Source organism: Actinomadura macrotermitis (assembly GCF_009604375.1).
Lineage (GTDB): Bacteria > Actinomycetota > Actinomycetes > Streptosporangiales > Streptosporangiaceae > Spirillospora > Spirillospora macrotermitis.
Genome location: NZ_WEGH01000001.1, coordinates 902,666 through 924,560, shown reverse-complemented (window position 1 = coordinate 924,560; position 21,895 = coordinate 902,666). Strand labels below are relative to the sequence as shown.

Annotated in this window: 18 protein-coding genes; 7 read left to right on the top strand and 11 right to left on the bottom strand. The window is 74.3% G+C overall.

Annotation, left to right across the window (positions count from 1 at the left end):
- Nucleotides 1-183: 183 nt before the first annotated feature.
- Nucleotides 184-951, top strand: coding sequence for a YqjF family protein (locus ACRB68_RS04215; RefSeq protein WP_153530904.1), 768 nt, complete (start codon nucleotides 184-186; stop codon nucleotides 949-951).
- A gap of 14 nt (nucleotides 952-965) precedes the next feature.
- Here the strand turns inward: ACRB68_RS04215 and ACRB68_RS04210 are convergent, their stop codons facing one another.
- Nucleotides 966-1,478: a TetR/AcrR family transcriptional regulator gene (locus ACRB68_RS04210; protein WP_153530903.1), complete on the bottom strand. Its 513-nt coding sequence runs from the start codon at nucleotides 1,476-1,478 to the stop codon at nucleotides 966-968.
- A gap of 193 nt (nucleotides 1,479-1,671) precedes the next feature.
- Here ACRB68_RS04210 and ACRB68_RS04205 point away from each other — a divergent pair, with 193 nt between their 5' ends.
- On the top strand, nucleotides 1,672-3,153 hold the full coding sequence (locus ACRB68_RS04205; RefSeq protein WP_328593732.1) for an amidase: 1,482 nt from the start codon (nucleotides 1,672-1,674) through the stop codon (nucleotides 3,151-3,153).
- A 5-nt stretch (nucleotides 3,154-3,158) separates the two neighbouring features.
- On the opposite strand, the gene ACRB68_RS04200 is transcribed toward ACRB68_RS04205, so the two are convergent.
- The gene (locus tag ACRB68_RS04200; protein WP_194293183.1) at nucleotides 3,159-3,521 is read right to left on the bottom strand and encodes a ClpX C4-type zinc finger protein; all 363 of its coding nucleotides are present in this window, start codon (nucleotides 3,519-3,521) and stop codon (nucleotides 3,159-3,161) included.
- Between the two features lie 85 nt (nucleotides 3,522-3,606).
- On the opposite strand from ACRB68_RS04200, the gene ACRB68_RS04195 reads away from it, so the two are divergent.
- Nucleotides 3,607-4,233 (top strand): hypothetical protein, encoded by a 627-nt coding sequence (locus ACRB68_RS04195; RefSeq protein WP_153530902.1) that lies wholly within the window; start codon nucleotides 3,607-3,609, stop codon nucleotides 4,231-4,233.
- Nucleotides 4,234-4,280: 47 nt separating this feature from the next.
- Here the strand turns inward: ACRB68_RS04195 and ACRB68_RS04190 are convergent, their stop codons facing one another.
- The 7 genes from ACRB68_RS04190 to ACRB68_RS04160 all read right to left on the bottom strand — a co-directional run bounded on the left by ACRB68_RS04190 (nucleotide 4,281) and on the right by ACRB68_RS04160 (nucleotide 11,394).
- On the bottom strand, nucleotides 4,281-5,192 hold the full coding sequence (locus ACRB68_RS04190) for a LysR family transcriptional regulator (protein ID WP_153530901.1): 912 nt from the start codon (nucleotides 5,190-5,192) through the stop codon (nucleotides 4,281-4,283).
- Nucleotides 5,193-5,355: 163 nt separating this feature from the next.
- Complete coding sequence (locus ACRB68_RS04185; protein ID WP_328593731.1) at nucleotides 5,356-6,150, bottom strand: DNA-formamidopyrimidine glycosylase family protein; 795 nt, start codon at nucleotides 6,148-6,150, stop codon at nucleotides 5,356-5,358.
- A 19-nt stretch (nucleotides 6,151-6,169) separates the two neighbouring features.
- Nucleotides 6,170-6,634, bottom strand: a complete 465-nt coding sequence (locus ACRB68_RS04180; protein WP_153530900.1) for an RrF2 family transcriptional regulator — start codon at nucleotides 6,632-6,634, stop codon at nucleotides 6,170-6,172.
- A 129-nt stretch (nucleotides 6,635-6,763) separates the two neighbouring features.
- Nucleotides 6,764-8,209: a glycoside hydrolase family 3 protein gene (locus ACRB68_RS04175; protein WP_153530899.1), complete on the bottom strand. Its 1,446-nt coding sequence runs from the start codon at nucleotides 8,207-8,209 to the stop codon at nucleotides 6,764-6,766.
- Nucleotides 8,206-9,048, bottom strand: a complete 843-nt coding sequence (locus tag ACRB68_RS04170; protein ID WP_328593730.1) for a carbohydrate ABC transporter permease — start codon at nucleotides 9,046-9,048, stop codon at nucleotides 8,206-8,208. Before ACRB68_RS04170 ends, ACRB68_RS04175 begins: the two co-directional genes overlap by 4 nt.
- Complete coding sequence (locus ACRB68_RS04165) at nucleotides 9,045-10,016, bottom strand: carbohydrate ABC transporter permease (protein ID WP_153530898.1); 972 nt, start codon at nucleotides 10,014-10,016, stop codon at nucleotides 9,045-9,047. The genes ACRB68_RS04170 and ACRB68_RS04165 overlap by 4 nt, the downstream gene beginning before the upstream one ends.
- Nucleotides 10,017-10,122: 106 nt before the next feature.
- On the bottom strand, nucleotides 10,123-11,394 hold the full coding sequence (locus ACRB68_RS04160; RefSeq protein ID WP_153530897.1) for an extracellular solute-binding protein: 1,272 nt from the start codon (nucleotides 11,392-11,394) through the stop codon (nucleotides 10,123-10,125).
- A gap of 256 nt (nucleotides 11,395-11,650) precedes the next feature.
- On the opposite strand from ACRB68_RS04160, the gene ACRB68_RS04155 reads away from it, so the two are divergent.
- Both ACRB68_RS04155 and secA2 read left to right on the top strand, forming a co-directional pair.
- Nucleotides 11,651-12,871: an ROK family transcriptional regulator gene (locus tag ACRB68_RS04155; RefSeq protein WP_153530896.1), complete on the top strand. Its 1,221-nt coding sequence runs from the start codon at nucleotides 11,651-11,653 to the stop codon at nucleotides 12,869-12,871.
- A gap of 42 nt (nucleotides 12,872-12,913) precedes the next feature.
- A complete protein-coding gene (gene secA2, locus ACRB68_RS04150; RefSeq protein WP_153530895.1) occupies nucleotides 12,914-15,202 on the top strand; it encodes an accessory Sec system translocase SecA2 in 2,289 nt (762 codons plus the stop codon).
- A gap of 4 nt (nucleotides 15,203-15,206) precedes the next feature.
- Here secA2 and ACRB68_RS04145 read toward each other — a convergent pair whose 3' ends face one another.
- A complete protein-coding gene (locus ACRB68_RS04145; RefSeq protein WP_153530894.1) occupies nucleotides 15,207-19,799 on the bottom strand; it encodes an ATP-dependent helicase in 4,593 nt (1,530 codons plus the stop codon).
- A 90-nt stretch (nucleotides 19,800-19,889) separates the two neighbouring features.
- Between ACRB68_RS04145 and ACRB68_RS04140 the strand changes: the two genes are divergently transcribed.
- Nucleotides 19,890-21,143 (top strand): alpha/beta hydrolase, encoded by a 1,254-nt coding sequence (locus tag ACRB68_RS04140; protein ID WP_153530893.1) that lies wholly within the window; start codon nucleotides 19,890-19,892, stop codon nucleotides 21,141-21,143.
- A 23-nt stretch (nucleotides 21,144-21,166) separates the two neighbouring features.
- Complete coding sequence (locus ACRB68_RS04135) at nucleotides 21,167-21,361, top strand: DUF3046 domain-containing protein (RefSeq protein ID WP_328593729.1); 195 nt, start codon at nucleotides 21,167-21,169, stop codon at nucleotides 21,359-21,361.
- Nucleotides 21,362-21,395: 34 nt separating this feature from the next.
- Here the strand turns inward: ACRB68_RS04135 and ACRB68_RS04130 are convergent, their stop codons facing one another.
- Nucleotides 21,396-21,860: a DUF350 domain-containing protein gene (locus ACRB68_RS04130; RefSeq protein WP_153530892.1), complete on the bottom strand. Its 465-nt coding sequence runs from the start codon at nucleotides 21,858-21,860 to the stop codon at nucleotides 21,396-21,398.
- Between the last annotated feature and the right edge of the window lie 35 nt (nucleotides 21,861-21,895).

Below are 21,895 nucleotides of genomic sequence, written 5' to 3'. Positions count from 1 at the left end.
TGCGGCCGTGCCCGAGTCCCCGCTGCTCTTCCTCGACATCGACGGCCCCCTCATCCCCTTCGGGGCGGTGACGGAATACCCGACCTATCCGTCCCCGGGCCCCGACCCGCATCCGCTCCTGAACAGGATCGACCCGGAACACGGCCTGTCCGGCCCCCGCCCTTTCCAGCCCATACTGGTGCGATGCCGCCCCTGAACACCCTCCCGGAACCGATCTCGGCCGATCCGCCGCACGCCGCATACCGCGCACTGCTCACCCAGTCCTGGCTGGACCTGACCTTCATCCACTGGGCCGCCGATCCCGACGACGTCCTGCCGTTGCTGCCTCCCGGCACACGTCCGGACGCCCTGCACGGGACCACCTACGTCGGGCTCGTCGCCTTCCGGATGCACCGGGTGGGATGGTTCGGCCTTCCCGGCGTCCCCTATCTCGGGTCCTTCCCCGAGACCAACGTCCGCCTCTACTCGGTGGACGACCAGGGGCGGCGCGGCGTGGTGTTCCGTTCGCTGGACGCCTCCCGCCTGATCCCCGTCGCCATCGCCCGCACGGCGTTCCGCCTGCCCTACCTCTGGTCGAAGATGCAGGTGCGCAGGGAACGGGACACGGTCACCTACACCAGCCGCCGGCGCTGGCCCGGCCCTTCGGGCGCGCACAGCCGGATCGCCGTACGGGTCGCGGGGCCGGTCGAGGAGCCTTCGGAACTCGAGCACTTCCTGACCGCCCGCTGGGGCCTGCACAACGCGTTCTTCGGACGTTCGATGTACCTGCCGAACAGCCACCCGCGCTGGCCCCTGCACCACGCCGAACTCCTCGAGTGCGACGAGAGCCTCGTGGCGGCGGCCGGGCTACCCGCACCGGCCGCCGAGCCCGTGAGCGTGCTGTACTCCCCGGGAGTCCCGGTCCGGTTCGGGCGCCCACCCCGCACGTCCGCGGGCATCCCCACCCCGTGAGCCGCTCCGTCGACCTAGCCCGGACGCTCGGCCAGCTGCCGCTCCAGGCCGGCGATGAAGGCGCTCAAGCCGATGTCGAAGGCCCGCTCGGTCTCCTCGGGCGTCCCCGTGGCGAGATCGAGGACCGACCCGATGGCGAGGTACTCCATGGCCCGCACCATCGGCATGAGGTCGTCCTCGGGCCAGCCCGCTTCGCGTAGCACCGCGAACACCCGCTCGTAGGCCGCGAGCACCAGCGGGGACTGGATCGGCTGGGAGATCAGCAGCGGCACGACGCGCGGGTGGGCCGCGAAGGACGCGCGGTAGGAGCGGGCCATCCGGTCGCAGGCCGCGGTCCAGGGGCGCAGGCCGGCCGCGTCGAGGTCCATGTCGGCGGTCAGGAGCTCGCGCAGCCCGTCGATGATCTCGCCGCGGCCGGAGACGTGGTTGTACAGGGACGGCCCCTTCACGCCCAGCTCGGCGGCGATCCGGTTGGTGGACAGGGCGGCGGGGCCGTGCTCGTCCACGAGGCGCAGTGCGGTGCGCATGATGGCGTCGCGCGTGATCAGGGGTCGCTTGGGGCGTGGCACGAAGGCGGGTCCAGTCCTGGGTCGTGGGCGTCGGCCACCAGAGTGCCAGGCCCGCGGGCCCGGCACCCGGATCGGGACCCGGGGCTTGTGCCGCGGGTCGGCGACCGCCTACCGTCCTAAAACTAGAGGTTCTAGTTTAGTTGGAGGAGCAGTGGAGTACCACGAGTACCGGCGGTTCGACGCGGTCGGCCTGGCCGGGCTGGTCGCGCGCGGCGAGGTGTCGCCCGCGGAACTCCTGGAGGCCGCGATCGCCCGCGCCGAGCGGGTGAACGGCCGCCTGAACGCGATCGTCCGTCCCATGTACGACATCGCCCGCGAGCGCGCCGCCGGCCCCCTGCCCGGTCCGCTCGCCGGGGTGCCGTTCCTGATCAAGGACCTGATGCAGGACTACGCGGGCCTGCCGACCGGCAGCGGTTCCCGCTCCCTGCGCGAGCACGCCGCCCCCGCGCACAGCGCGGTCGTGCGGCGCTGGCTCGACGCCGGCCTGGTCGTCTTCGGCAAGACCAACACCCCCGAGTTCGGCACCAAGGCCGTCACCGAGCCGGCGGTCTCAGGGCCGACCCGCAACCCGTGGGACCCGCGCCACACCCCCGGCGGGTCCTCCGGCGGGTCCGCGGCGGCGGTGGCCGCCGGGATCGTGCCCGTCGCGGGCGCCAACGACGGCGGCGGCTCGATCCGGATCCCCGCGGCCTGCTGCGGGTTGTTCGGGCTCAAGCCGGGGCGGGGCCTGGTGCCCTGCGGGCCGAACTTCGCCGAGTACTTCCACGGCGCGGCGACCGACGGCGTCGTCTCCCGCACCGTGCGCGACACCGCGGCGATGCTCGACGTGCTGACCGCCGTCCCCGACAAGGGCGGCCCCTACCTGCCCGCACGCCCCGCGGAGTCCTACCTGGACCTGGCCGGCCGGGCCCCGGGCAGGCTGCGCATCGGCTTCACGACCCGCTCGCCCATCGACACCAAGGTCCACCCGGAGGCGGTCGCGGCCGTCGAGCACGCGGCCGGGCTGCTCGGCAAGCTCGGCCACGACGTGGAGGCCGCCGAGCCGGACATCGACGGCCGCCTGCTCGCCGGCGACTTCCTCGCCATGTGGGGCGCGGAGGCCGCCGCGACCATCGCCGAGGTCCAGCGCATGACCGGCGCGGGGGACGAGGGGTTCGAGCTGGACACCCGCCTGCTCGCCGCCGCCGGCCGCGCCCTGAGGGCGCCCGGCTACATCGCCGCGCACAGCCGCTGGAACCTGTACTCGCGCGCACTGGCCGACTTCCACGACCGCTACGACCTGCTCCTCACCCCGTCCCTCGCCGGCCCGCCGGTGCGGATCGGCGCGCTGGACACCCCGGCTCTGCTGCGGCTGCTCGGCTCGGTGACGCTCCGGCTGAAGCTGACCGGCCCGCTGTCGAAGACCCGGCTCTGGAACGACACGCTGATCGCGAACCTGGCGCCGGTGCCGTTCACCCAGCTCGCCAACATCACCGGCCGCCCCGCGATGTCGGTGCCGCTGCACCGCACCCCGCAGGGGCTGCCGCTCGGCGTCCAGTTCGTCGGCGGCCTCGGCGGTGAGCCCACCCTCCTCGCGCTGGCCGCCCAGCTCGAGGCCGAGCAGCCCTGGGCGGACGACGAGCCCCCGCTCTGACGGGCTCACTCCTCCTCGGAGAACCGCTCCCAGGCCGACCGGCGGGTGACCCCGAGCGCCTGCGCGATCTGTTCCCAGGTGGCTCCGCGCCGCCGCAGCTCGCGCACCCAGGCGCGCAGGCCGGCCTCGGCCTGGTCGACGGCCGCCGCGAGCTGCGGGAGGCGCGCCAGCATCTGCTCGCCGTCCAGCGCGGTCCAGGGCGGCGGCGGGGCGTCCGCGGGCCGCTCGGTGTACTCGTCGACGATCGACCAGGCGAGCTTGACGCAGTCGGTGCAGATCCGCACGCCCGGACCGTCGACGAGCTTGCCGGCCTCGCTGCCGGGCCGGCCGCAGAAGGAGCAGTACGGGTCCTCGGGGTAGGTCATCATGATCTCCGTTCGTCAGGGTTGCCCTGACAAGCCTGCCAGATGGCAGGATTCCTCGCTTGTGGGAATCATTCGCAAACTGCTGGGCGTGACGGCCGAGGACATCGCACGGCACCGCACGAAGCAGCAGACCGAGGACGCGCAGCGCGCCGCCGCCTTCCTCCGGCCGGGGGAGCGGCTCTTCGGCACCGCCCGCGCGCATGTCAGCGGGGCGCCGACGCCGCCGCACGGGCTCGTCCCGGTCCTGTACCCGGCGCCGGGGACGAACCGCCCCGACCTGTTCGGTGAGGCGCTGTACTTCACCGAACCCCTCCAGGTCGTCTCCGACGTGTTCTGGGACGGCGTGTTCGGCGTGATGGCGCGGCTCGTCCCCGGCCGGGAGCCGCCGCTCGACTGGCGGTCCGCGGCGGGCCGCCTGGTCCTGCTGACCACGGCGGTGTCCTGGCTGGAGGACTACTCGACCGAGTTCGTCGCGGCCGTCACCGACCACCGCGTCATGATCTTCGGGCGGCCGTTCGGGCGGGCGCCGCTCTACCCGCTGACCGAGTACCCCCGCCACGACTTCGCCGGCGTCCGGCGCGAGCCCCTCCCACCGCACCGGGTGGGACGGGAGGAGCCGCGCGTCGCCGTGGTGTTCCGCGACGGGTCGTGGCTGATGCTGAAGCCCGACGCGCTCGCCGGCACCCGGCTGGCCGAGCTTCTGGGAGCCGGCTGAGACCGCGGCGGCCTACCGGGCCGCGCTCACCACGGCCGAGCGCGCGTTCATGGAGCGCCGCCCGTAGTTGCTGGAGCGGCCGGCAGGTGCGCGACGACCGTCTCGGCGAACTCGACCGCGAGCGGGCTGAGCGCGTCCCACTGCCGGGCCGCCCATCCCGCCCGCAGCGGCGGCAGCCCGGTGATCGGCAGCAGCCGCACCGCGCCCTCCGCGCCGCCCCAACCCGGCAGCGCGGGCAGCACCGCGTGCCCGAGCCCCAGTTCGGCGAGCAGCAGGGCGGTGTCCCAGTCGGCCACGCTCGTGGTCGAGGCGAGCCGCACCCCGTGCCGGTCCAGCTGGTCTTCCAGGTGGCGGCGCGAGGTGGAGTGCGGCGGCAGCTCGATGTGCCGGATCGCGGCGAGGTCGGCCGGGGCGATGGAGGCGCGGTGCGCGAGCGGGTCGTCCGCGCGGACGGCCAGCACCCAGGGCAGCTCGCACGACGCGCGCTGCTCCACGTCCTCCACCTGGTCCCCGACCGTCACCCAGGCCAGGTCGGCGCCGTGCGAGCGGACGGTCTCCAGGCAGCGGCGGCTGGACCCGGCCGTCACGAACTGCAGCACCGCGTCGGGGTGCCGGTCGCGGAAGACCGCGACCCCCGTCGCCATGAAGTGCCGGACGGTGGTCGCGCCGGTCGCGATCCGGACCGTGCCGCCGGCGCCGCGCCGCAGGTCGTCCAGCTGCCGCAGCGCGTCGCCGAGCCCGGCGAGGCCCGCCGACGCCGCGCGGTACAGGATCCGCCCGGCGCCGGTCGGCGCGACGCCGCGGGGCCGCCGCTCCACCAGCGTGAGGCCGGTCTCGCGCTCCAGCCGCTTGACGTGCTGGCTGACGGCCGACTGGCTGCAGGCGTGGTCGCGGGCCACCGCGCTCAGGCTGCCGGCCTCGCACACCGCGACGAACACGCGCAGGTCGTCCAAGGTCATGCAGGCCAAGTTAGGGCTTGGGGATCACTAAGTAAACCCGAGAATTGACTTGGACCGATCCGGAGGCGACGATCAGTGCACGGGCGCGGGATCCAGCGACCCGGCACGGCGGCGACCCGCCCGGACCCCGGAATCCGGGCGGGCGCCTACCGGTACCGAAGTGTCAGGAAGAGGCGGGCTGGCACCGCGGGCACCAGAACGTGACCCGCTCGCCGCCCTGCGCCGCCTGGCCGGCGCGCTTCACCCGGGTGCCGCAGCGCAGGCAGGGCCGCCCGGCGCGGCCGTAGACCCAGTGCGTCCGGCCCGGGCGCAGGTCGCCGGTGGTGATGTGGCCGTGCCTGGCCTTGTTGGCGTCCAGCAGCCGGTGCGACAGGTCCACCATGCCGGGCAGGTCGGGCACGTCCCGCACCGGCGTCCACGGGTCCACGCCGCGCAGGAAGCAGATCTCGGACTTGTAGACGTTGCCGATCCCGGCCAGCCGGGTCTGGTCGAGCAGCGCCGCGCCGATCATCACGGCGGGCCGCTCGGCGAGCCGCCGCACGGCCTCGGCGGCGAGCGCGCCGCCCCAGGCCGGGTCGAGCAGGTCGGGGCCGAGGTGCCCGACGACCCCGCCCTCCTCGGCGGTGCGCAGCAGCTCCACGACGCCGAGCGAGTAGCCGAGCGCCTGCGACTCGGCGTTGGCGAGCACCAGCCGGATGCGGGGATCGCGCGGCGGCGGCGGCCCGGCCGGGCGGATCCGCCACTCGCCCTCCATCTTCAGGTGCGTGTGCACCGAGACGTCGCCCGCCACGCGGGCCAGCAGATGCTTGCCGCGGGGGACGACCTCCAGCACCTCGCGGCCGCGCAGATCGGCGGTCGCGTAGCGCGGGACGCGGAAGTCGCTGTACGTCAGCGCCCGCCCGGCGAGCGCCTCGTGCAGGCGCCGCGCGGCCAGCCAGACGGTGTCGCCCTCAGGCACCCGCGCTCCCTCCGGCCCCTCAGATGAACGAGGGACTCTCCCACGCCGCCGGGTCCTCGGTGAGCTTGCGGACCGGCTCGGGCAGCTCGCCCGAGGCGATGTGCTGCAGCGAGACCCGCTCCAGGATGCCGCGCTCGCTGGCGCGCAGCGCGATCCACACCTCCTGCAGCGACCGGGCGGGGCCCTCGTAGCCCACGTGCTCGGGGCGCTCGCCGCGCACGCCGAGCAGTGGCCCGTCGATGGCGCGGATGATGTCGGCCATGGAGATCTGGTCGGCCGGCTTGGCCAGCCAGTAGCCGCCCTCGGGGCCGCGCTGGCTGCGGACCAGGCCCGAGCGGCGCAGCTGGCCGAGGATGTTCTCCAGGAATTTGGGCGGGATCTGCTGTGCCTCGGCCAGCTGAACCGCGGTCACCGGGTGACTCCCGGCCACCGCCAGCTCCGCGGAGGCACGCAGCGCGTAGTCGACCCGAGCAGACAATCGCATGGTCGTATTATCCCTTGCCGATCGGACTGGTTGGGCTTTCCGTCGCAAGGACGGGGCCGAACACCGGATGAACCGCGGCCCGGCACGCCTCCAGGGCATGCCGGGCCGCGGTCGTCTCCGGCCGGCCGCTCAGGCCGCGACCAGCCCCAGCCGCTCGGCGGCGGCGCGCGCGTTGGCCTCCGCCGCGCCGTAGGTGGCCAGGTGGACGGCCCCTTCGGGCCGCCACACCGGCAGGCCCATCTCCACCAGGACCGCGTCCGGGCGGGCCGCCAGCAGCGCCGACGCGAGCGCCCGCTGCCCCTCGTGGCGGTGCGCGTCGCGCAGCACGACCACCAGACCGCGGCCGGTGGCACGTTCCAGCAGGGGGCCGGCCTCCGTGGCGGCCCCCTGTACCCGCACGGTCTCGGCCGCGAACGGCGCGAGCCCCCACGGCGTCGGGCCGACCGCGATGTTGCCGGACGCCGCGAGCTCCACCACCAGCGGCGCGCCCGTCCAGGACGGCAGCCCGCCGGTGAGGCGCAGGGCGCGGCGGGCCGCGTCCAGGCCCGCGGTGCGGTCCACCGCGGCGGGGCTGTGCCCGGCCAGCCAGCGCTTGAGGTCGCCGGTGCGCGCGGCGGCGTCGGCGAGCCGCTCGGCCGGCAGCCGCCCCGAGCGCACCGCCTGCTCGATCGCGGCCAGCACCGCGCGGACGCTGGCCTCGTGCTCGCGCGGGCCGAGGCAGAGCAGGTCGGCGCCCGCGCAGAGCGCGCGCACCGCCGCCTCGGGGATGCCGATCGCGCCGCTGGCGCCGTCCATGTCCAGCGCGTCGGTGACGATGACGCCCTGGTAGCCGAGGCGCTCGCGCAGCAGCCCGGTGATCACCGCGGGGGACAGGGTGGCCGGCACCCCGCCGGTGATCTCGGGCAGGTTCAGGTGCGCCGTCATCACCGCCCGCGCGCCCGCCTCGATCGCGGCCCGGAACGGCACCAGCTCGCGCCGCTCCAGCAGCGCCAGGTCGGCGTCCACGACCGGCACCCCGAGGTGGGAGTCCTCGACCGTCGCGCCGTGCCCGGGGAAGTGCTTGGCGCAGGCCGCGACCCCGGCCTCCTGCGTGCCGGTGACGGCCGCCGCGGCGTGCCGGGCCACCAGCTGCGGGTCGGACCCGAACGCGCGGGTGCCGATCACCGGGTTGTCGGCGGCGGTGTTGACGTCGACCGACGGGGCGAAGTTGAGGTTCACCCCGACCTCGGCGAGCTCGGCGCCGAGCGACCGGTACACCCGCCGGGTCAGCTCGGGATCGTCGGCCGCGCCGAGCGCGGCGTTGCCCGGATAGGGGCTGGCGGCCAGGTGCCCGCTGAGGCGGGTGACGTCGCCGCCCTCCTCGTCGATGGTGATCAGCGGGGTGGCGTCCTTGCCGAGCCGGGCGTTCAGGGCGGCCAGCGCCTCGGTGCCCGGCACGTTGCCGTTGATCGCGAACAGCGTCACCCCGCCGAGGCCGGCCTCCAGCTCGTCCAGCAGCCAGCGCGGCGCGGTCGCCCCCGCGAAACCGGGCAGCAGCGTGCCGCGGGCGAGCCGGGAGATCTCGGCGGCGCTCATCCCTTCACCGCCCCGGCGGTGAGGCCCGACACCATCCGCCGCTGCACCGCCAGGAAGAAGACGATGACCGGGACGGTGAGGACGGTGGACGCCGCCATGATCGGCCCCCACGCGGTGCCGTTGTGGCCGAAGTAGTACTGCAGCATGATCGGCAAGGTGAACTTGTCCTGGTCCTCGAGGAAGGTGTAGGCGAAGATGAACTCGTTCCAGGCGGTGATGAACGAGAAGATGCTCGTCGCCACCAGGCCCGGGGCGACCAGCGGCAGCAGCACGGTGAAGAACGTGCGGACCGGGCCCGCGCCGTCGATCGCCGCCGCCTCCTCCAGCTCCTTCGGCACCGCCGCGACGAAGCCGCGCAGCATCAGCACCGCGAACGGCGCCGAGAACGCGATGTAGACGACGACGAGGCCGGCCAGGCTGTTCAGCATGTCCAGCCGCTTGACGTCCAGGAACAGCGGGATGACCAGCGCCTCCAGCGGCACCATCTGCACCACCAGCAGCAGCACCATGAACGTAGTGCGGAACCGGAACCGGTGGCGCGCGATCGCGGTGGCCGCCATCAGCGCCAGCAGGCCGGACACGAGGACGGTGGCGATCGCGAGCAGCGCGCTGTTGCGGAAGTACTCCCAGAACGACACCTCGGCGATCCGCCCCGTCAGCACCGAGGTGAAGTGGTGCAGCGTCGGGTGCGTCGGCAGCGGCTTCGGCGTGCTGCTGAAGATCTCGTCGTTGGGCTTGAAGGCGGTGGACACCATCCAGAAGACGGGGAACACCGAGAACACGAACACCAGCACCCCGGTGGTGTTCAGGCCGGCCTTTCCTATCGTGCGCCGTTTCACCTGGTCTCCCCCTGACGCACCATGACCCGCACGTACAGGGCCGTGACGATGAGCAGGATCACCGTCAGCACCATCGCGATCGCCGACCCCATGCCGAGCTTGGGGTTCAGCGACCCGAACGCCTCGGAGTAGGCGTACAGCGACAGGTTGAAGGCGTCCCGGTTGGCCATGCCGGCCATGATGAACAGCTGGGTGAACACCTTGAAGTCCCAGATGATGCTCATGACCAGCAGCACCATGAAGATCGGCTTCAGCAGCGGGAAGGTGATGCTCCAGAACGAGCGCCACGCGCCCGAGCCGTCCACCCGCGCGGCCTCGTACAGCTCGCTCGGCACGCTCTTCAGGCCGGCCAGCACCGACACGGCCACGAACGGGCACGCCTGCCAGACCACGCACACCGTGAGGACGGTGTAGGTCGGCAGCGGGCTGGAGAACCAGTTGAAGTCGGCCCAGCCGCCGCCGGCCAGGGCGTCGGGCAGCAGGTCCAGCGCCCAGTTCACCACGCCGCCGGTGGTGCCGAACAGCCAGGTGAAGATGATGGCGGCGGTGACCGGCGGGGTCGCCCAGGCGATCATCACGCCGGCCGCGACCACGTTGGACATGCGCTTGCCGAGCTTGTGCAGCAGCAGCCCGATCAAGGTGCCCACCAGCAGGGTGAGCGACACCGCGACCACGGCGAACAGCACGGTCTGCCGCAGCGTCTGCCAGAAGAACGGGTCGTCGAAGATCTTGTGGAAGTTCTCGGTGCCGACCGATTCGGCGGGTTCGCCGCGCAGCTGGCGGTTCCCGACCTTCTGGAAGGCCATGATGCAGATCTGCACCATCGGCCACAGCGTGAGGACCGCGATGACCAGCATCGTCGGCGCGATCAGCAGGTAGGGCCCGAGGCGGGGCCGGCGGCGGGAGCGCGCCGGGCCGGAGGTCCTCCGGCGCGGCACCTTCCCCGCCGTGGGGGCGGTGTCGAGCATGCACTCAGTCCGATCAGGCGGGCCGTGCGGGGCGGGCGGCCCTGGCGGGCCTGCCGCCCGCCCCGCACGGCGGTATCCGGGGATCATCCCCGGCGGGGACGGCGGATCAGGAGGCGTTCAGCAGGGTGCCGGCCTGCTCGTTGGCCTTCTTCAGCTCGGCGTCGGCCGGCTTGCCCTGCATGACGGCCTTGACGGCGTTCGGCAGCACCTTCTTGGCCTGCTCGAACTCGCCCCAGCCGGCGCTGATCGGGGTGAACTTGGTGTTGCCCGCGATGTCGGTGAAGATCTCCAGCTTGGGGTCGGTGAACTTCACGTCCGAGCGCATCGAGGAGAAGCCGCTGTAGTCGGCCCAGCCCTTGGCGTTCTTGGCGTTGTTGAGGACGGTGATGTAGTCGAAGGCCGCGCCCTGCGCCTTGGAGTCCTTCCACACGGCCAGGTCGGAGCCGCCCGCCATGACCGGGGCGTTGCCGCCGGCCTTGCTCGGGATCGGGAAGACCGCCCACTTGTCGGCGTCCTTGGCGCTGGTCTTCTTCATCTCCTTCAGCGCCCAGCTGCCGTCGATGTACATGCCGAGCTTGCCGAGCGCGAAGTCCTGCTGCGGGCCGTGCAGCTCGTCCTTGCCGATGTACTTCTCCGGCGCGACCTTGTCCTTGCCGACCAGGCCGGCGTAGAACTCGACGGCCTCCTTGGCCTGCGGCTGGTCGAGCTTGCCGACCCACTTGCCGCCCTCCTTGGTCGCGACCTCGCCGCCGTTGCCCCAGATGAAGCTGACCAGGGCGTTGGTCTGGTCGGACGGCACGCCGATGCCGGGGACCTTCTTGGCGTCCTGGATCTTCTTGGCCGCCGCGCGCAGCTCGTCCCAGGTCTTCGGCTGGGCGATCTGCAGCTCGTCGAACCAGTCCTTGCGGAACCAGACGCCGCGCACGCCGCCGTACCACGGCACGCCGTAGGTCTTGCCGTCCGCCTTGTCGTTCTCCAGGGCGGTCTTGTTCAGCGTCTTGCCGTCGGCCCAGCCGTCCACCTTGCCGGAGATGTCGGCCAGGCTGCCCTGCGCGATGTGCGACTGGACGTCGGTGTTGCCGATCTCGGTGACGTCCGGGCCCTCGCCGCCGGCCGCGGCCTTCTGGAACGTGGCGGCGACCTGCGGCCACGGCACGTACTTGATGACGACGTCGGTGTTCGGGTGCTTGGCCTTGAAGTCGGCCTCGACGGTGTCGAGGAACTTGGTCTGCTCGGGCGTGCCCTCGCCCATCATCCAGACCTTCAGCTGCGCCGGGTCGGCCTCGCCGGCCTTGTCCTTCTTGTCGTCGGAGCCGCCGCAGGCCGTGGCGGCCAGGGCGATCGCGGCCGTCGCGGCCGCAATCTTCATGAATTTCATCGGGGTTCCTTTCCGGCATCGCCTCGCGTGCCGTCCGGCCCGCGGTGCGTCTGGACCGGGCCCGGACCCTTTAGGGTCCAGCCATGCCCGGCTTTCCTGCGCACCGCTCGCGGGCGCCCTGCTCGCCACTTGGCGTACTGCGCTTGCGTCCCGTTTCCCCGGGGTGTGGGGCGGGCGGGCCGCTTGGGCGTAAACTAACAAGAAACTTTCCTAAACAAAACCGCTCGTTAGCGGATTGAGACATCGGGGGTTGCAGATGGCCAACCGGCCGGGCACGCCGCGGCTGCTGCGCGAGCTGAACGACCGTGCCGCGCTGGACCTGCTGCTCGCGCAGGGTCCGCTGACCCGCGCCCAGATCGGCGAGCACACGGGGCTGTCGAAGGTCACCGCCTCCCAGCTGCTGTCCCGGCTCGAGGAGCGCGGGCTGGTCGAGGTCGCCGGCGAGCAGGCGGGCGGCCGCGGCCCGAACGCCGCGCTCTACGCGGTGGTCCCCTCGAGCGCCTACGTGGCGGGCCTGGAGGTCGGGCCGAACGGCGTCACCGCCGGCGTCGCCGACATCACCGGCGGTATATCCGCCCAGGTTACTGTCGACCCGAACGGCGCCGACGATCCGGTGAAGCTCGTGCACAGCGCGGTGGTCAAGGCGTGCCGCTCGGCCAAGGTCGCGGTCGGCCGGCTCAGCGCCTTCGTGATCGGCACCCCCGGCGTGGTGGACCCCCGCTCGGGCGACGTGCAGTTCGCCTTCGACCTGCCGGCCTGGCACGAGGGCGTGCTCGCCGCGCTGCGCACCGACCTGCGCCGCCCGGTGACGATCGAGAACGACGTCAACCTCGCCGCCCTCGCCGAGCGCGCCTACGGGGCGGCCCGCGGCGCCGAGGACTTCGCGCTGGTCTGGCTCGACCGCGGCATCGGCCTGTCGGTCATGCTCGGCGGCCGGCTGCACCGCGGCCGCTCGGGCGGCGCCGGCGAGATCGGCTACCTGCCCGTCCCCGGCGCGCCGCTGCCGGTCGGCACCGCCCGGCGCGGCCCGGTCGCCGAGGGCGTCACCGAGTCGACCTCCTGGGGCATCCCCGCCCTCGCCGGCGGCTACGGCTCCCTGGTCGGCGCCGACGCGGTGCGCCGCCTGGCCCACGACCACGGCATCACCGGGCCGACCGCGGCCGAGTGCGTGGCGGCGGCCGCCGCCGACGAGGCCCGCGGCGGCGCCTTCCTGGACGAGCTGGCCGACCGCATCTCCTACGGCGTCACCTCGGTCAACATCGTCCTGGACCCCGGCCTGGTCGTGCTGTCGGGCCGTCTCGGCCGCGCCGGCGGCCGCCCCCTGGCGACCCGGATCGAGCAGGTCGTCGGCCGGATCAGCCCGACCCGCCCCACCGTGGCCGTCAGCGAGGTCGGGGGCGACCCGGTGCTGCGCGGCGCCCTGCACGCCGCGCTGGAACAGGCGCGCGACGAGGTGTTCTCGGCCGGGGAGGGCTGATAATGATGATGACAGTGTGACCGAGTCCCGGAGGTGCCCCCCATGGCGTTGCGTGATCGGCTGCGGCGCCTGGTGCAGCGGCCCGGAAGCGCCGACCTCGCCCCGTTCGAGGCGGTCGTCGCGGACGCGGGCACCCGCGCCGGGCGCGCCCGCGAGCTGTCCGACGCCGACCTGACGGCCGCCGCGGCCGCGCTGCGCGGCACGAAGGACCAGGGCAAGGAGGAACTCGCCGAGCTGTGCGCGCTCGGCCGGGAGGCCGCCGACCGCGCCCTCGGCGAGCGCCCCTTCGACGTGCAGCTCGTCGGCGCCCTCGCGCTGCTGTCGGGGCACGTCGCCGAGATGGCCACCGGCGAGGGCAAGACGCTGACCGGCGCGCTCGCCGCCGCCGGGTACGCGCTGCGCGGCCGCAGGGTGCACGTCATGTCGGTCAACGACTACCTCGCCCGCCGCGACGCCGAATGGATGGCGCCGCTCTACGCGCTGCTCGGCGTCTCGGTCGGCTGGGTCGGCCAGGAGTCCACCCCGTCCGAGCGCCGCGCCGCCTACGCCGCCGACGTCACCTACGCCCCCGTCAGCGAGGTCGGCTTCGACCTGCTGCGCGACCGGCTCGTCACCGACCCGGCCGAGCGGGTGCTGCCCGCGCCCGAGGTCGCGCTGGTCGACGAGGCCGACTCGGTGCTGGTCGACGAGGCCATGGTGCCGCTGGTGCTGGCCGGCGCGACCGGCCTGGACACCGCCGGCCCCGGCTACGCCGACCTGGCCCGCCGGCTGCGGCCCGGCCGCGACTACACCACCGACGCCGACGCCCGCAACGTCCAGCTCACCGCGGCCGGCGCCCGCGAGGTCGAGCGCGACCTCGGCGGCATCGACCTGTACGACCCCGCGCACCTGGACACCCTGACGGCCGTCAACGTCGCGCTGCACGCCGAGGCGCTGCTGCACCGCGACGTGGACTACATCGTCCGCGACGGCGCGGTGAAGCTGATCAGCGAGTCGCGCGGCCGGGTCGCGCTGCTGCAGCGCTGGCCGGACGGCCTGCAGGCGGCCGTCGAGGCCAAGGAGGCGCTGGAGTCCTCGCCGGGCGGCGAGATCCTGGACTCGGTCACCGTGCAGGAGCTGATCGGCCGCTACCCGGTCCGCTGCGGCATGACCGGCACCGCCCTCGCCGTCGCCGGGCAGCTGCGCGAGTTCTACGGCCTGGAGATCGCCGTCGTGCCGCCGAACCGGCCGTGCGTGCGCGACGACCGGCCCGACCGCCTCTACGCCACCGGCACCGACAAGGAGGTGGCGGTCGCCGAGGAGATCGCCGCCGCGCACGCCACCGGCCGCCCGGTGCTGGTCGGCACGCTGGACGTGGCCGCCTCCGAGCGGCTCGCCCGGCGGCTGCGCAAGCGCGGCCTGGACCCGGTCGTGCTGAACGCCAAGAACGACGCCGAGGAGGCCGCGATCATCGCGCGGGCCGGGCAGCGCGGCGCGCTGACGGTGTCCACCCAGATGGCCGGGCGCGGCACCGACATCCGGCTCGGCGACGGCGTCGCCGAGCTCGGCGGCCTGCTGGTCATCGGCACCGGCCGCTACCACAGCAGCCGGCTGGACGACCAGCTGCGCGGCCGCGCCGGGCGCCAGGGCGACCCGGGCGCGTCGCTCTTCCTGGTCAGCCTGCAGGACGACCTGGTCACCCGGTACGCGCCCGAGGAGTCCTACAAGGGCCCGGCCGCCGCCGACGGGACCGTCGACGACAAGGGCGCCCGCTGGATCGTCGGCCACGCCCAGCGCGTCGCCGAGGGCGTCGACCTGGAGATCCACCGCAACACCTGGCGCTACCACCACCTGATCGGGCTGCAGCGCGCCGAGCTGCTCGCCGAGCGGGACAAAATGCTGGCGGGCGACCTGGCCGACCGGGCGATGGCCGAGCACGCGCCCGCCAAGCACGCCGAGCTGGTGGAGATCGCCGGGGCGGACGCCGTCGCGGCCGCCGCCCGCCAGGTCGCGCTGTTCCACCTGGACCGCTGCTGGGCCGACCACCTGGCGTTCCTGGCCGAGCTGCGCGAGGGCATCCACCTGCGCTCGCTCGGCCGCGGCCTGGACCCGCTGGTCGAGTTCAACCGGGAGGCCGTCCCGGCGGGCAAGCGGCTGCTCGCGCAGGCCCGCGAGCGCACGGTGGCCGCGTTCGAGAAGCTCACCGCGACCGCCGACGGCGTCGACCTGGACGGCGCCGGCATCCAGCGGCCCTCGGCGACCTGGACGTACCTGGTGCACGACAACCCGTTCGGCAGCCTGGACGAGCGCGCCTTCAAGGGCCTGGTCGCCATGTTCCGCGGCAAGCGGTAGAGCCTCAGCCGCGCAGGCGCAGGCCCCGCGGCGTCGGGTGGAAGCCCGCCGACTCCAGCGCGGCGGCGAGCGGCGAATCGTTGATCGACCCGCCGTCCGCGCGTTCCACGGTGAGCTTGCCGAGCGCGCCCTCGCGGACGGCCAGGGCGAGCGCGTCCACCGCGGGTCGCAGCGTCTCCATGTCGTCGTCCCAGGTCAGCAGGGTCTTGCCGCCGCGTTCGACATAGAGGGCCAGCCGCCCGTCCACCAGCACGACCAGGGCGCCGGCCTTGCGGCCCGGCTTGTGGCCGCTCACCGCCTCGCCCGCGCGGCCCGGCCAGGGCAGCGCCGCGCCGTAGGGGTTGGCCGGGTCGGCCGCCGCGAGGACGAGCGCGCGCCGCGCCGGGGCCTCCCACAGCCCGGTGAGGTCGTCGGGGGCGGCCGGGCGCAGCGCCCGCAGCCGGTCGACGGCGCCCGGCAGCGCGAACTGCGCCGCGCCGAGCCCCTCCACGAAGTAGCCGCGCCGGCACCGGCCGCTGTCCTCGAACGCCCGCAGCACCGGATAGACGGCGGAGAAGCCGCCCGGGGTGCGCTCGGCGGCGACCGCGCCCCGGATGACGATGCCGTAGCGGTCCAGCAGCGCCTCGGCGAGGGCGTGCGAGCGCAGCGTCGCACGGCTCTCGCGTTCGGGCAGCAGCCACCAGCGGCCGGCGGCGGTGGGCGGGCCGGTGCGCGACGGCAGCACGGGCCGGCCGCGCCGGGTGCCGCGGGACCGGTGCGCCGGGCGGCCGGAGCCGAGCGCGGCGCGCAGCGGCGCCATGGTGTCGTTGGTGAGCCGGCCCGCCCACACCAGGTCCCACAGCGCGGTGACCAGGTCGGCGTCGCCCGCGGTGACCTCGGCGTTCACCCGGTCGGACAACTGGCGGAAGAACAGCGCGCCGCCGTCGCCGAGGGCGTCCAGGACGGCCTGGTGCACCGGCGTCACGGTGATCTCGGCGGGTTCGGGCATGAGCAGCGGCGCGGTGTCGGCGAGGTAGAGCGACACCCAGCCGTCGCCGCCGGGCAGCCCGCCCTGCCCGGCCCACACGACCTCGCCCGACGAGGTCAGCTCGTCCAGCAGCGCCGGGCCGTAGCCGGCGACGCGGGCCGGCAGGATCAGCGTCTCCAGCGCGGACGCCGGCACCGCCGCGCCCTGCAGCTGCTCGATCGCCTGCACCAGGGCGTCGACGCCGCGCAGCCGCGACCCGCCGGTGAGGCCGTGCCAGGCGGGCAGGAACCGGCCGAGGGACTCGGGCGGCGACGGCTCGACCTCGGCGCGCAGCCGGGCCAGGGAGCGGCGGCGCAGCGTCCGCAGCACCCCGTTGTCGCACCACTCGGAGGTCAGCGGCCCCGCGACGGTCTGCGCGGGCCGGAACTCGCCCTCGATGACGCGGCCCGCGCCCGCCAGGCGCCGCAGCGTCTCGGTGACGACGGCCGCGCCGAGGCCGAACCGGACCGCCGCGTCGGCGGCGCGGAACGGGCCGTGGGTGCGGGCGTACCGCGAGACCAGGTCGCCGAGCGGATCGCCCGCGATCTCCAGGAACGCCTCGGGGACGCCGACCGGCAGCGGCGTGCCGAGGGCGTCGCGCAGCCGGCCCGCGTCCTCGATCGCCGCCCAGCGCTCCTCGCCGCCGATCCGCACCCGGATCGCCCGGTGGGACGCCTCCAGCTCGGCGAGCCAGGCGTTCGGCGCGGCCGTCGCGCGGGCGGCGACCTCGGCGGTGCTGAGCGGGCCGAGGGCGCGCAGCAGGTCGGCGGCGCCCTCCAGATCGCGGGCGCGCCGGTCGCCCGCGAGCCGCTGCAGCTCGCGCTCGGTGTCGGCGATGACGTCGGGGTCGAGCAGCTCGCGCAGGTCGGCCTGGCCGAGCAGCTCGGCGAGCAGGGCCGAGTCGAGCGCGAGGGCCTGCGCCCGGCGCTCGGCGAGCGGCGAGTCGCCCTCGTACATGAACGCGCCGACGTAGCGGAACAGCAGCGACCGCGCGAACGGCGACGGCTGCGGCGTCTCCACCTCCACCAGGCGGACCTTGCGGCCGGCCAGGTCGCGCATCAGCTGCACCAGGCCCGGGACGTCGAACACGTCCTGCAGGCACTCGCGCATCGTCTCCAGCACGATCGGGAACGAGGGGTACTTGCTCGCCACGCCGAGCAGCTGCGCGGCGCGCTGGCGCTGCTGCCAGAGCGGCGACCGCCGGTCGGGGCGGCGCCGGGGGAGCAGCAGCGACCGCGCGGCGCACTCGCGGAACCGGGCCGCGAACAGCGCCGACCCGCCGAGCTCGTCGACCACGATCCGCTCGACGTCCTCGGGGTCGAAGACCGCCACGTCCAGGTTCGGCGGCTCGTCGGTGTCGGGGACGCGGATGACGATGCCGTCGTCGGCGTGCATGACCTGCGCGTCGACGCCGTACCGCTCGCGCAGCCGGCCCGTGATGGCCAGGGCCCAGGGGGCGTGCAGCCGCGCGCCGAGCGGGGAGTGCACCACCAGGCGCCAGTCGCCGAGCTCGTCGCGGAACCGCTCGACCACGAGCGTGCGGTCGTCGGGGACGTGCCCGGTCGCCTCGCGCTGCTCGGCCAGGTAGGAGACCAGGTTCCCGGCCGCCCACGCGTCCAGCCCGGCCGCGCCGACCCGCTCCTTCGCCGCGCCCTCGGGCAGCCCGGCCAGCTCGCGGGTGAACGCGCCGAGGGCCCGGCCGAGCTCGACCGGGCGGCCGAGCGCGTCGCCGTGCCAGAACGGCAGCTTGCCCGGCTGGCCGGGCGCGGGCGACACCAGCACCCGGTCGGGGGTGATGTCCTCGATCCGCCACGAGCTGGCGCCGAGCACGAACACGTCGCCGACGCGCGACTCGTAGACCATCTCCTCGTCCAGTTCGCCCACCCTGGACGACTTCTCGCCGACCAGGAACACGCCGAACAGGCCGCGGTCGGGGATGGTGCCGCCGCTGGTCACCGCGAGCCGCTGCGCGCCGGGCCGCTCGCGCAGCACGCCCGCGACGCGGTCCCAGACCAGGCGGGGGCGCAGCTCGCCGAACTCGTCGCTCGGGTAGCGGCCCGCGAGCATGTCCAGGGTCGCCTCCAGCGCCGAGCGCGGCAGCGTCGCGTAGGGGGCGGCGCGCTTGACGACGGCCTCCAGCTCGTCGACGCCCCACTCGTCCATCGCGACCATCGCCACGATCTGCTGGGCGAGCACGTCCAGCGGGTTGCGCGGGTAGCGCAGCTCCTCGATCTCGCCGCCGCGCATCCGCTCGGCGACCACGGCCGTCTGCACCAGGTCGCCCCGGTACTTGGGGAAGATCACGCCCTTGGACACCGCGCCGACCTGGTGGCCCGCGCGGCCGACCCGCTGCAGGCCGCTGGCCACCGACGGCGGCGACTCGACCTGCACGACCAGGTCGACGGCGCCCATGTCGATGCCGAGCTCCAGGCTGGAGGTGGCGACGACGGCGGGCAGCCGGCCCTGCTTCAGGGCGTCCTCGATGCCGGCCCGCTCCTCCTTGGACACCGACCCGTGGTGGGCGCGGGCGATCTCGGCGGGGACGCCCTTCACCGCGCCCGCCTGCGCCATCAGCTGCGCCGGCGGACCCGGAAGGGCGAGGGCGCGCTCGATGTCGTCGGGGCCGATGCGGGCCATGCCGTCGCCGTCGCCCTCCTCGGGGGCGGTGGCGCGCTCGAACGCCAGCTCGTTCAGCCGGCCGCAGAGCCGCTCGGCCAGGCGCCGCGAGTTGGCGAAGACCAGGGTGGAGCGGTGCGCCTCGATGAGGTCGAGGACCCGGTCCTCCACGTGCGGCCAGATGCTGCGCTGGCGCGGGTCGGCGGTGCCCTCGTCGTCGACGAAGGTGCCCACCTCGCCCATGTCCTCCACCGGGACGACGACGTCGAGCTCGAAGACCTTCTCGGACGGCGGCTGCACGACCACGGCCGGGCGCGCGCCGCCGAGGAACGCCGCGACCTCCTCGGCCGGGCGGACCGTCGCCGACAGCCCGATGCGCTGCGCGGGCCGCTCCAGCAGGGCGTCCAGCCGCTCCAGCGAGAGCGCCAGGTGCGCGCCGCGCTTGGTGCCGGCGACCGCGTGCACCTCGTCGACGATGACCGTCTCGACGCCGCGCAGCGCCTCGCGGGCCTGCGAGGTCAGCAGCAGGAACAGCGACTCGGGGGTGGTGATGAGGATGTCGGGCGGCTTGGTGGCGAGGCGGCGGCGCTCGTCGGCCGGGGTGTCGCCGGAGCGGATGCCGACCCGGACGTCGGGCTCGGGCAGGCCGAGCCGGCGGGCGGCCTGCCGGATGCCGGTGAGCGGCGCCCGCAGGTTGCGCTCGACGTCGACGGCGAGGGCCTTCAGCGGCGAGACGTACAGCACCCGGCAGCGGTGCCGCGGATCCTCCGGCGGCGGGGTGGCGGCCAGCCGGTCCAGCGACCACAGGAACGCCGCGAGCGTCTTGCCGGACCCGGTCGGCGCGATCACCAGGGTGTTGTCGCCGCCCGCGATCGACCGCCATGCGCCGTCCTGCGCGGCGGTCGGCGCCGCGAACGCCCCGCCGAACCAGGCGCGCGTGGCCGGCGAGAAGCGTTCCAGCACGTCATCGGTCATCCCCCCATCCTGCACGGCGGGTCCGACAGAACCGTGCGCAGTGTCCCGCGTCACCTTGTTAGCAAGCGCTTGGGTGGGCATGCTCGGAGCATGCCCTACGTGCTGCTCGCCCTCGGCGCCGCCGCCCTCTTGCTCGCCCTGAACGCGCGGCTGCCGCGGCGCGGCCTGGTGCTGCTGGTGCCGAGCTTCTTCGCCGGCTGGCTCACGATCGAGCTGGCCCCGCACCTGCTCGCCGCCGAGCTCGCCGGCCTCGGTCTGGCGGCCTGGGCCGGCGGCCTGGACGCCTGGCCCGGCTGGGCCGGGCTCGCCCTCGGCGTCCTCGGCGCCGCCGGGACGGTGGAGACGATCATCGCGGCGCGCCGGACCACGGTGACGCTGCGCGACAGCGGCGCCCCCCTCGACCTGGACCCCGAGGGCGCGCCCCGCTACCCCCGCGCGCACCTGGTCGTCCCGCCGCTCTGCTTCATTCCGCGCCGCGGCGTCAAGGTCGACCGCAACATCGTCTACCGCGAGGAGGGCCGGCTCCGCCTCAAGCTGGACGTCTACCGCCCGGCGGCCGAAGGGCGGCTGCGGCCCGGCCTGATGCAGATCCACGGCGGCGCCTGGGTCATCGGCGACAAACGCGAGCAGGGCCTGCCGCTGCTCAACCACATGGCCGTGCAGGGGTGGGTCGGCTTCAACGTCAACTACCGGCTGAGCCCCCGCGCCACCTGGCCCGAGCACCTGATCGACCTCAAGCACTTCATCGCCTGGTACCGCGAGCACGCCACCGAATACGGCGCCGACCCCGATTTCCTGTGCGTGACGGGCGGCTCGGCGGGCGGGCACCTGACCGCGCTGGTCGCGCTGACGGCGGGCGTCGCGGAATTCCAGCCCGGCTTCGAGGACGTGGACACCTCGGTGCGGGCCGCCGTCCCCTTCTACGGCGTCTACGACCTGGTCGAACCCGGGCCGTGGCCGATTCCGATGGGCGCCACAGGGCTGATGCAGAAGATGGTGTTCAAGCAGTCGTTCCGCGAGAACCCGGAAGCGTTCGCCAAGGCGTCCCCGGTGACCTACCTGAGTGAGGACGCGCCGCCGTTCTTCGTCATCCACGGCAGCAAGGACTCGCTCATCCCCGTCGCCGAGGCGCGGCGGTTCGTCGAGCGGCTGCGGGACGTTTCCAAGGCTCCCGTGCTCTACGCCGAGATGCAGGGCAGCCAGCACGCCTTCGACGTCTTCCCGTCCTACCGGACGGCCCGCGTCATCGAAGGCGTCGAACGCTACCTGACCGGCCTGCATCGCAAATACCGCGAAGGCGGACCGCCCTCCGTCCCCGGCGAAGTGACCCGGTCTCTGGGGTGACGGCGCTCGGATAGCGTTGGCGGGTGCGGCTCACTCAGTTCTGGCAGCGGATGGAACAGCAGTTCGGCAAGGGCTACGCCGAGAGCGTGGCCAAGGACTACGTCCTGGCCGAGCTCGGCGGGCGGACCGTCGAGCAGGCCCTGGCCGACGGCGAGCCCGCCAAGGGCGTCTGGCGGGCCGTCGTGGCGACCTTCGACGTGCCGCCGGGCCTGCGGTGACGTCCGCGGGCCCGGCCGGCCGCCGGGGCGTGCGTCAGTAGACCGCGACGGCGGTGACGAAGCCGATCATCAGGTTGGCGACGGCCAGCAGGACCGCGGCCGGCTCCAGCTTGTCGTCCTCGTCGTCGGCCAGCTCCCCGACGCTGACCCCGATCAGCCGGTCGAAGATCACCGTGGCCACGGTCTGCGCCACGATGCCGAAGCCGCCGAACACCGCGACGCGGGCCAGCCCCTCCAGCAGGCTGCCGTGCGCCGCGAAGATCGACACCGCCACGATCAGGCCGGCCCCGACCAGGGACGCGCAGGCCAGCAGCGTGGCGTTGGGGTTGCGGTGCTCCCGGATCACCTTGATCAGCCGGCCCGGCACGGCCAGGTCGATCATGTAGAAGCCCACCACGAACAGCACCAGGCCGACCCCGGCGTAGGCGAACAGGGCGCCGGTCCCCTCCAGCAGGATCCGGCCGAGGCCGTCGGTGTCGGCGGTCGCGAGCGTGCTCAATGGTTCTCCTTCGGAAACGGAAAGCGGGAGGGGAG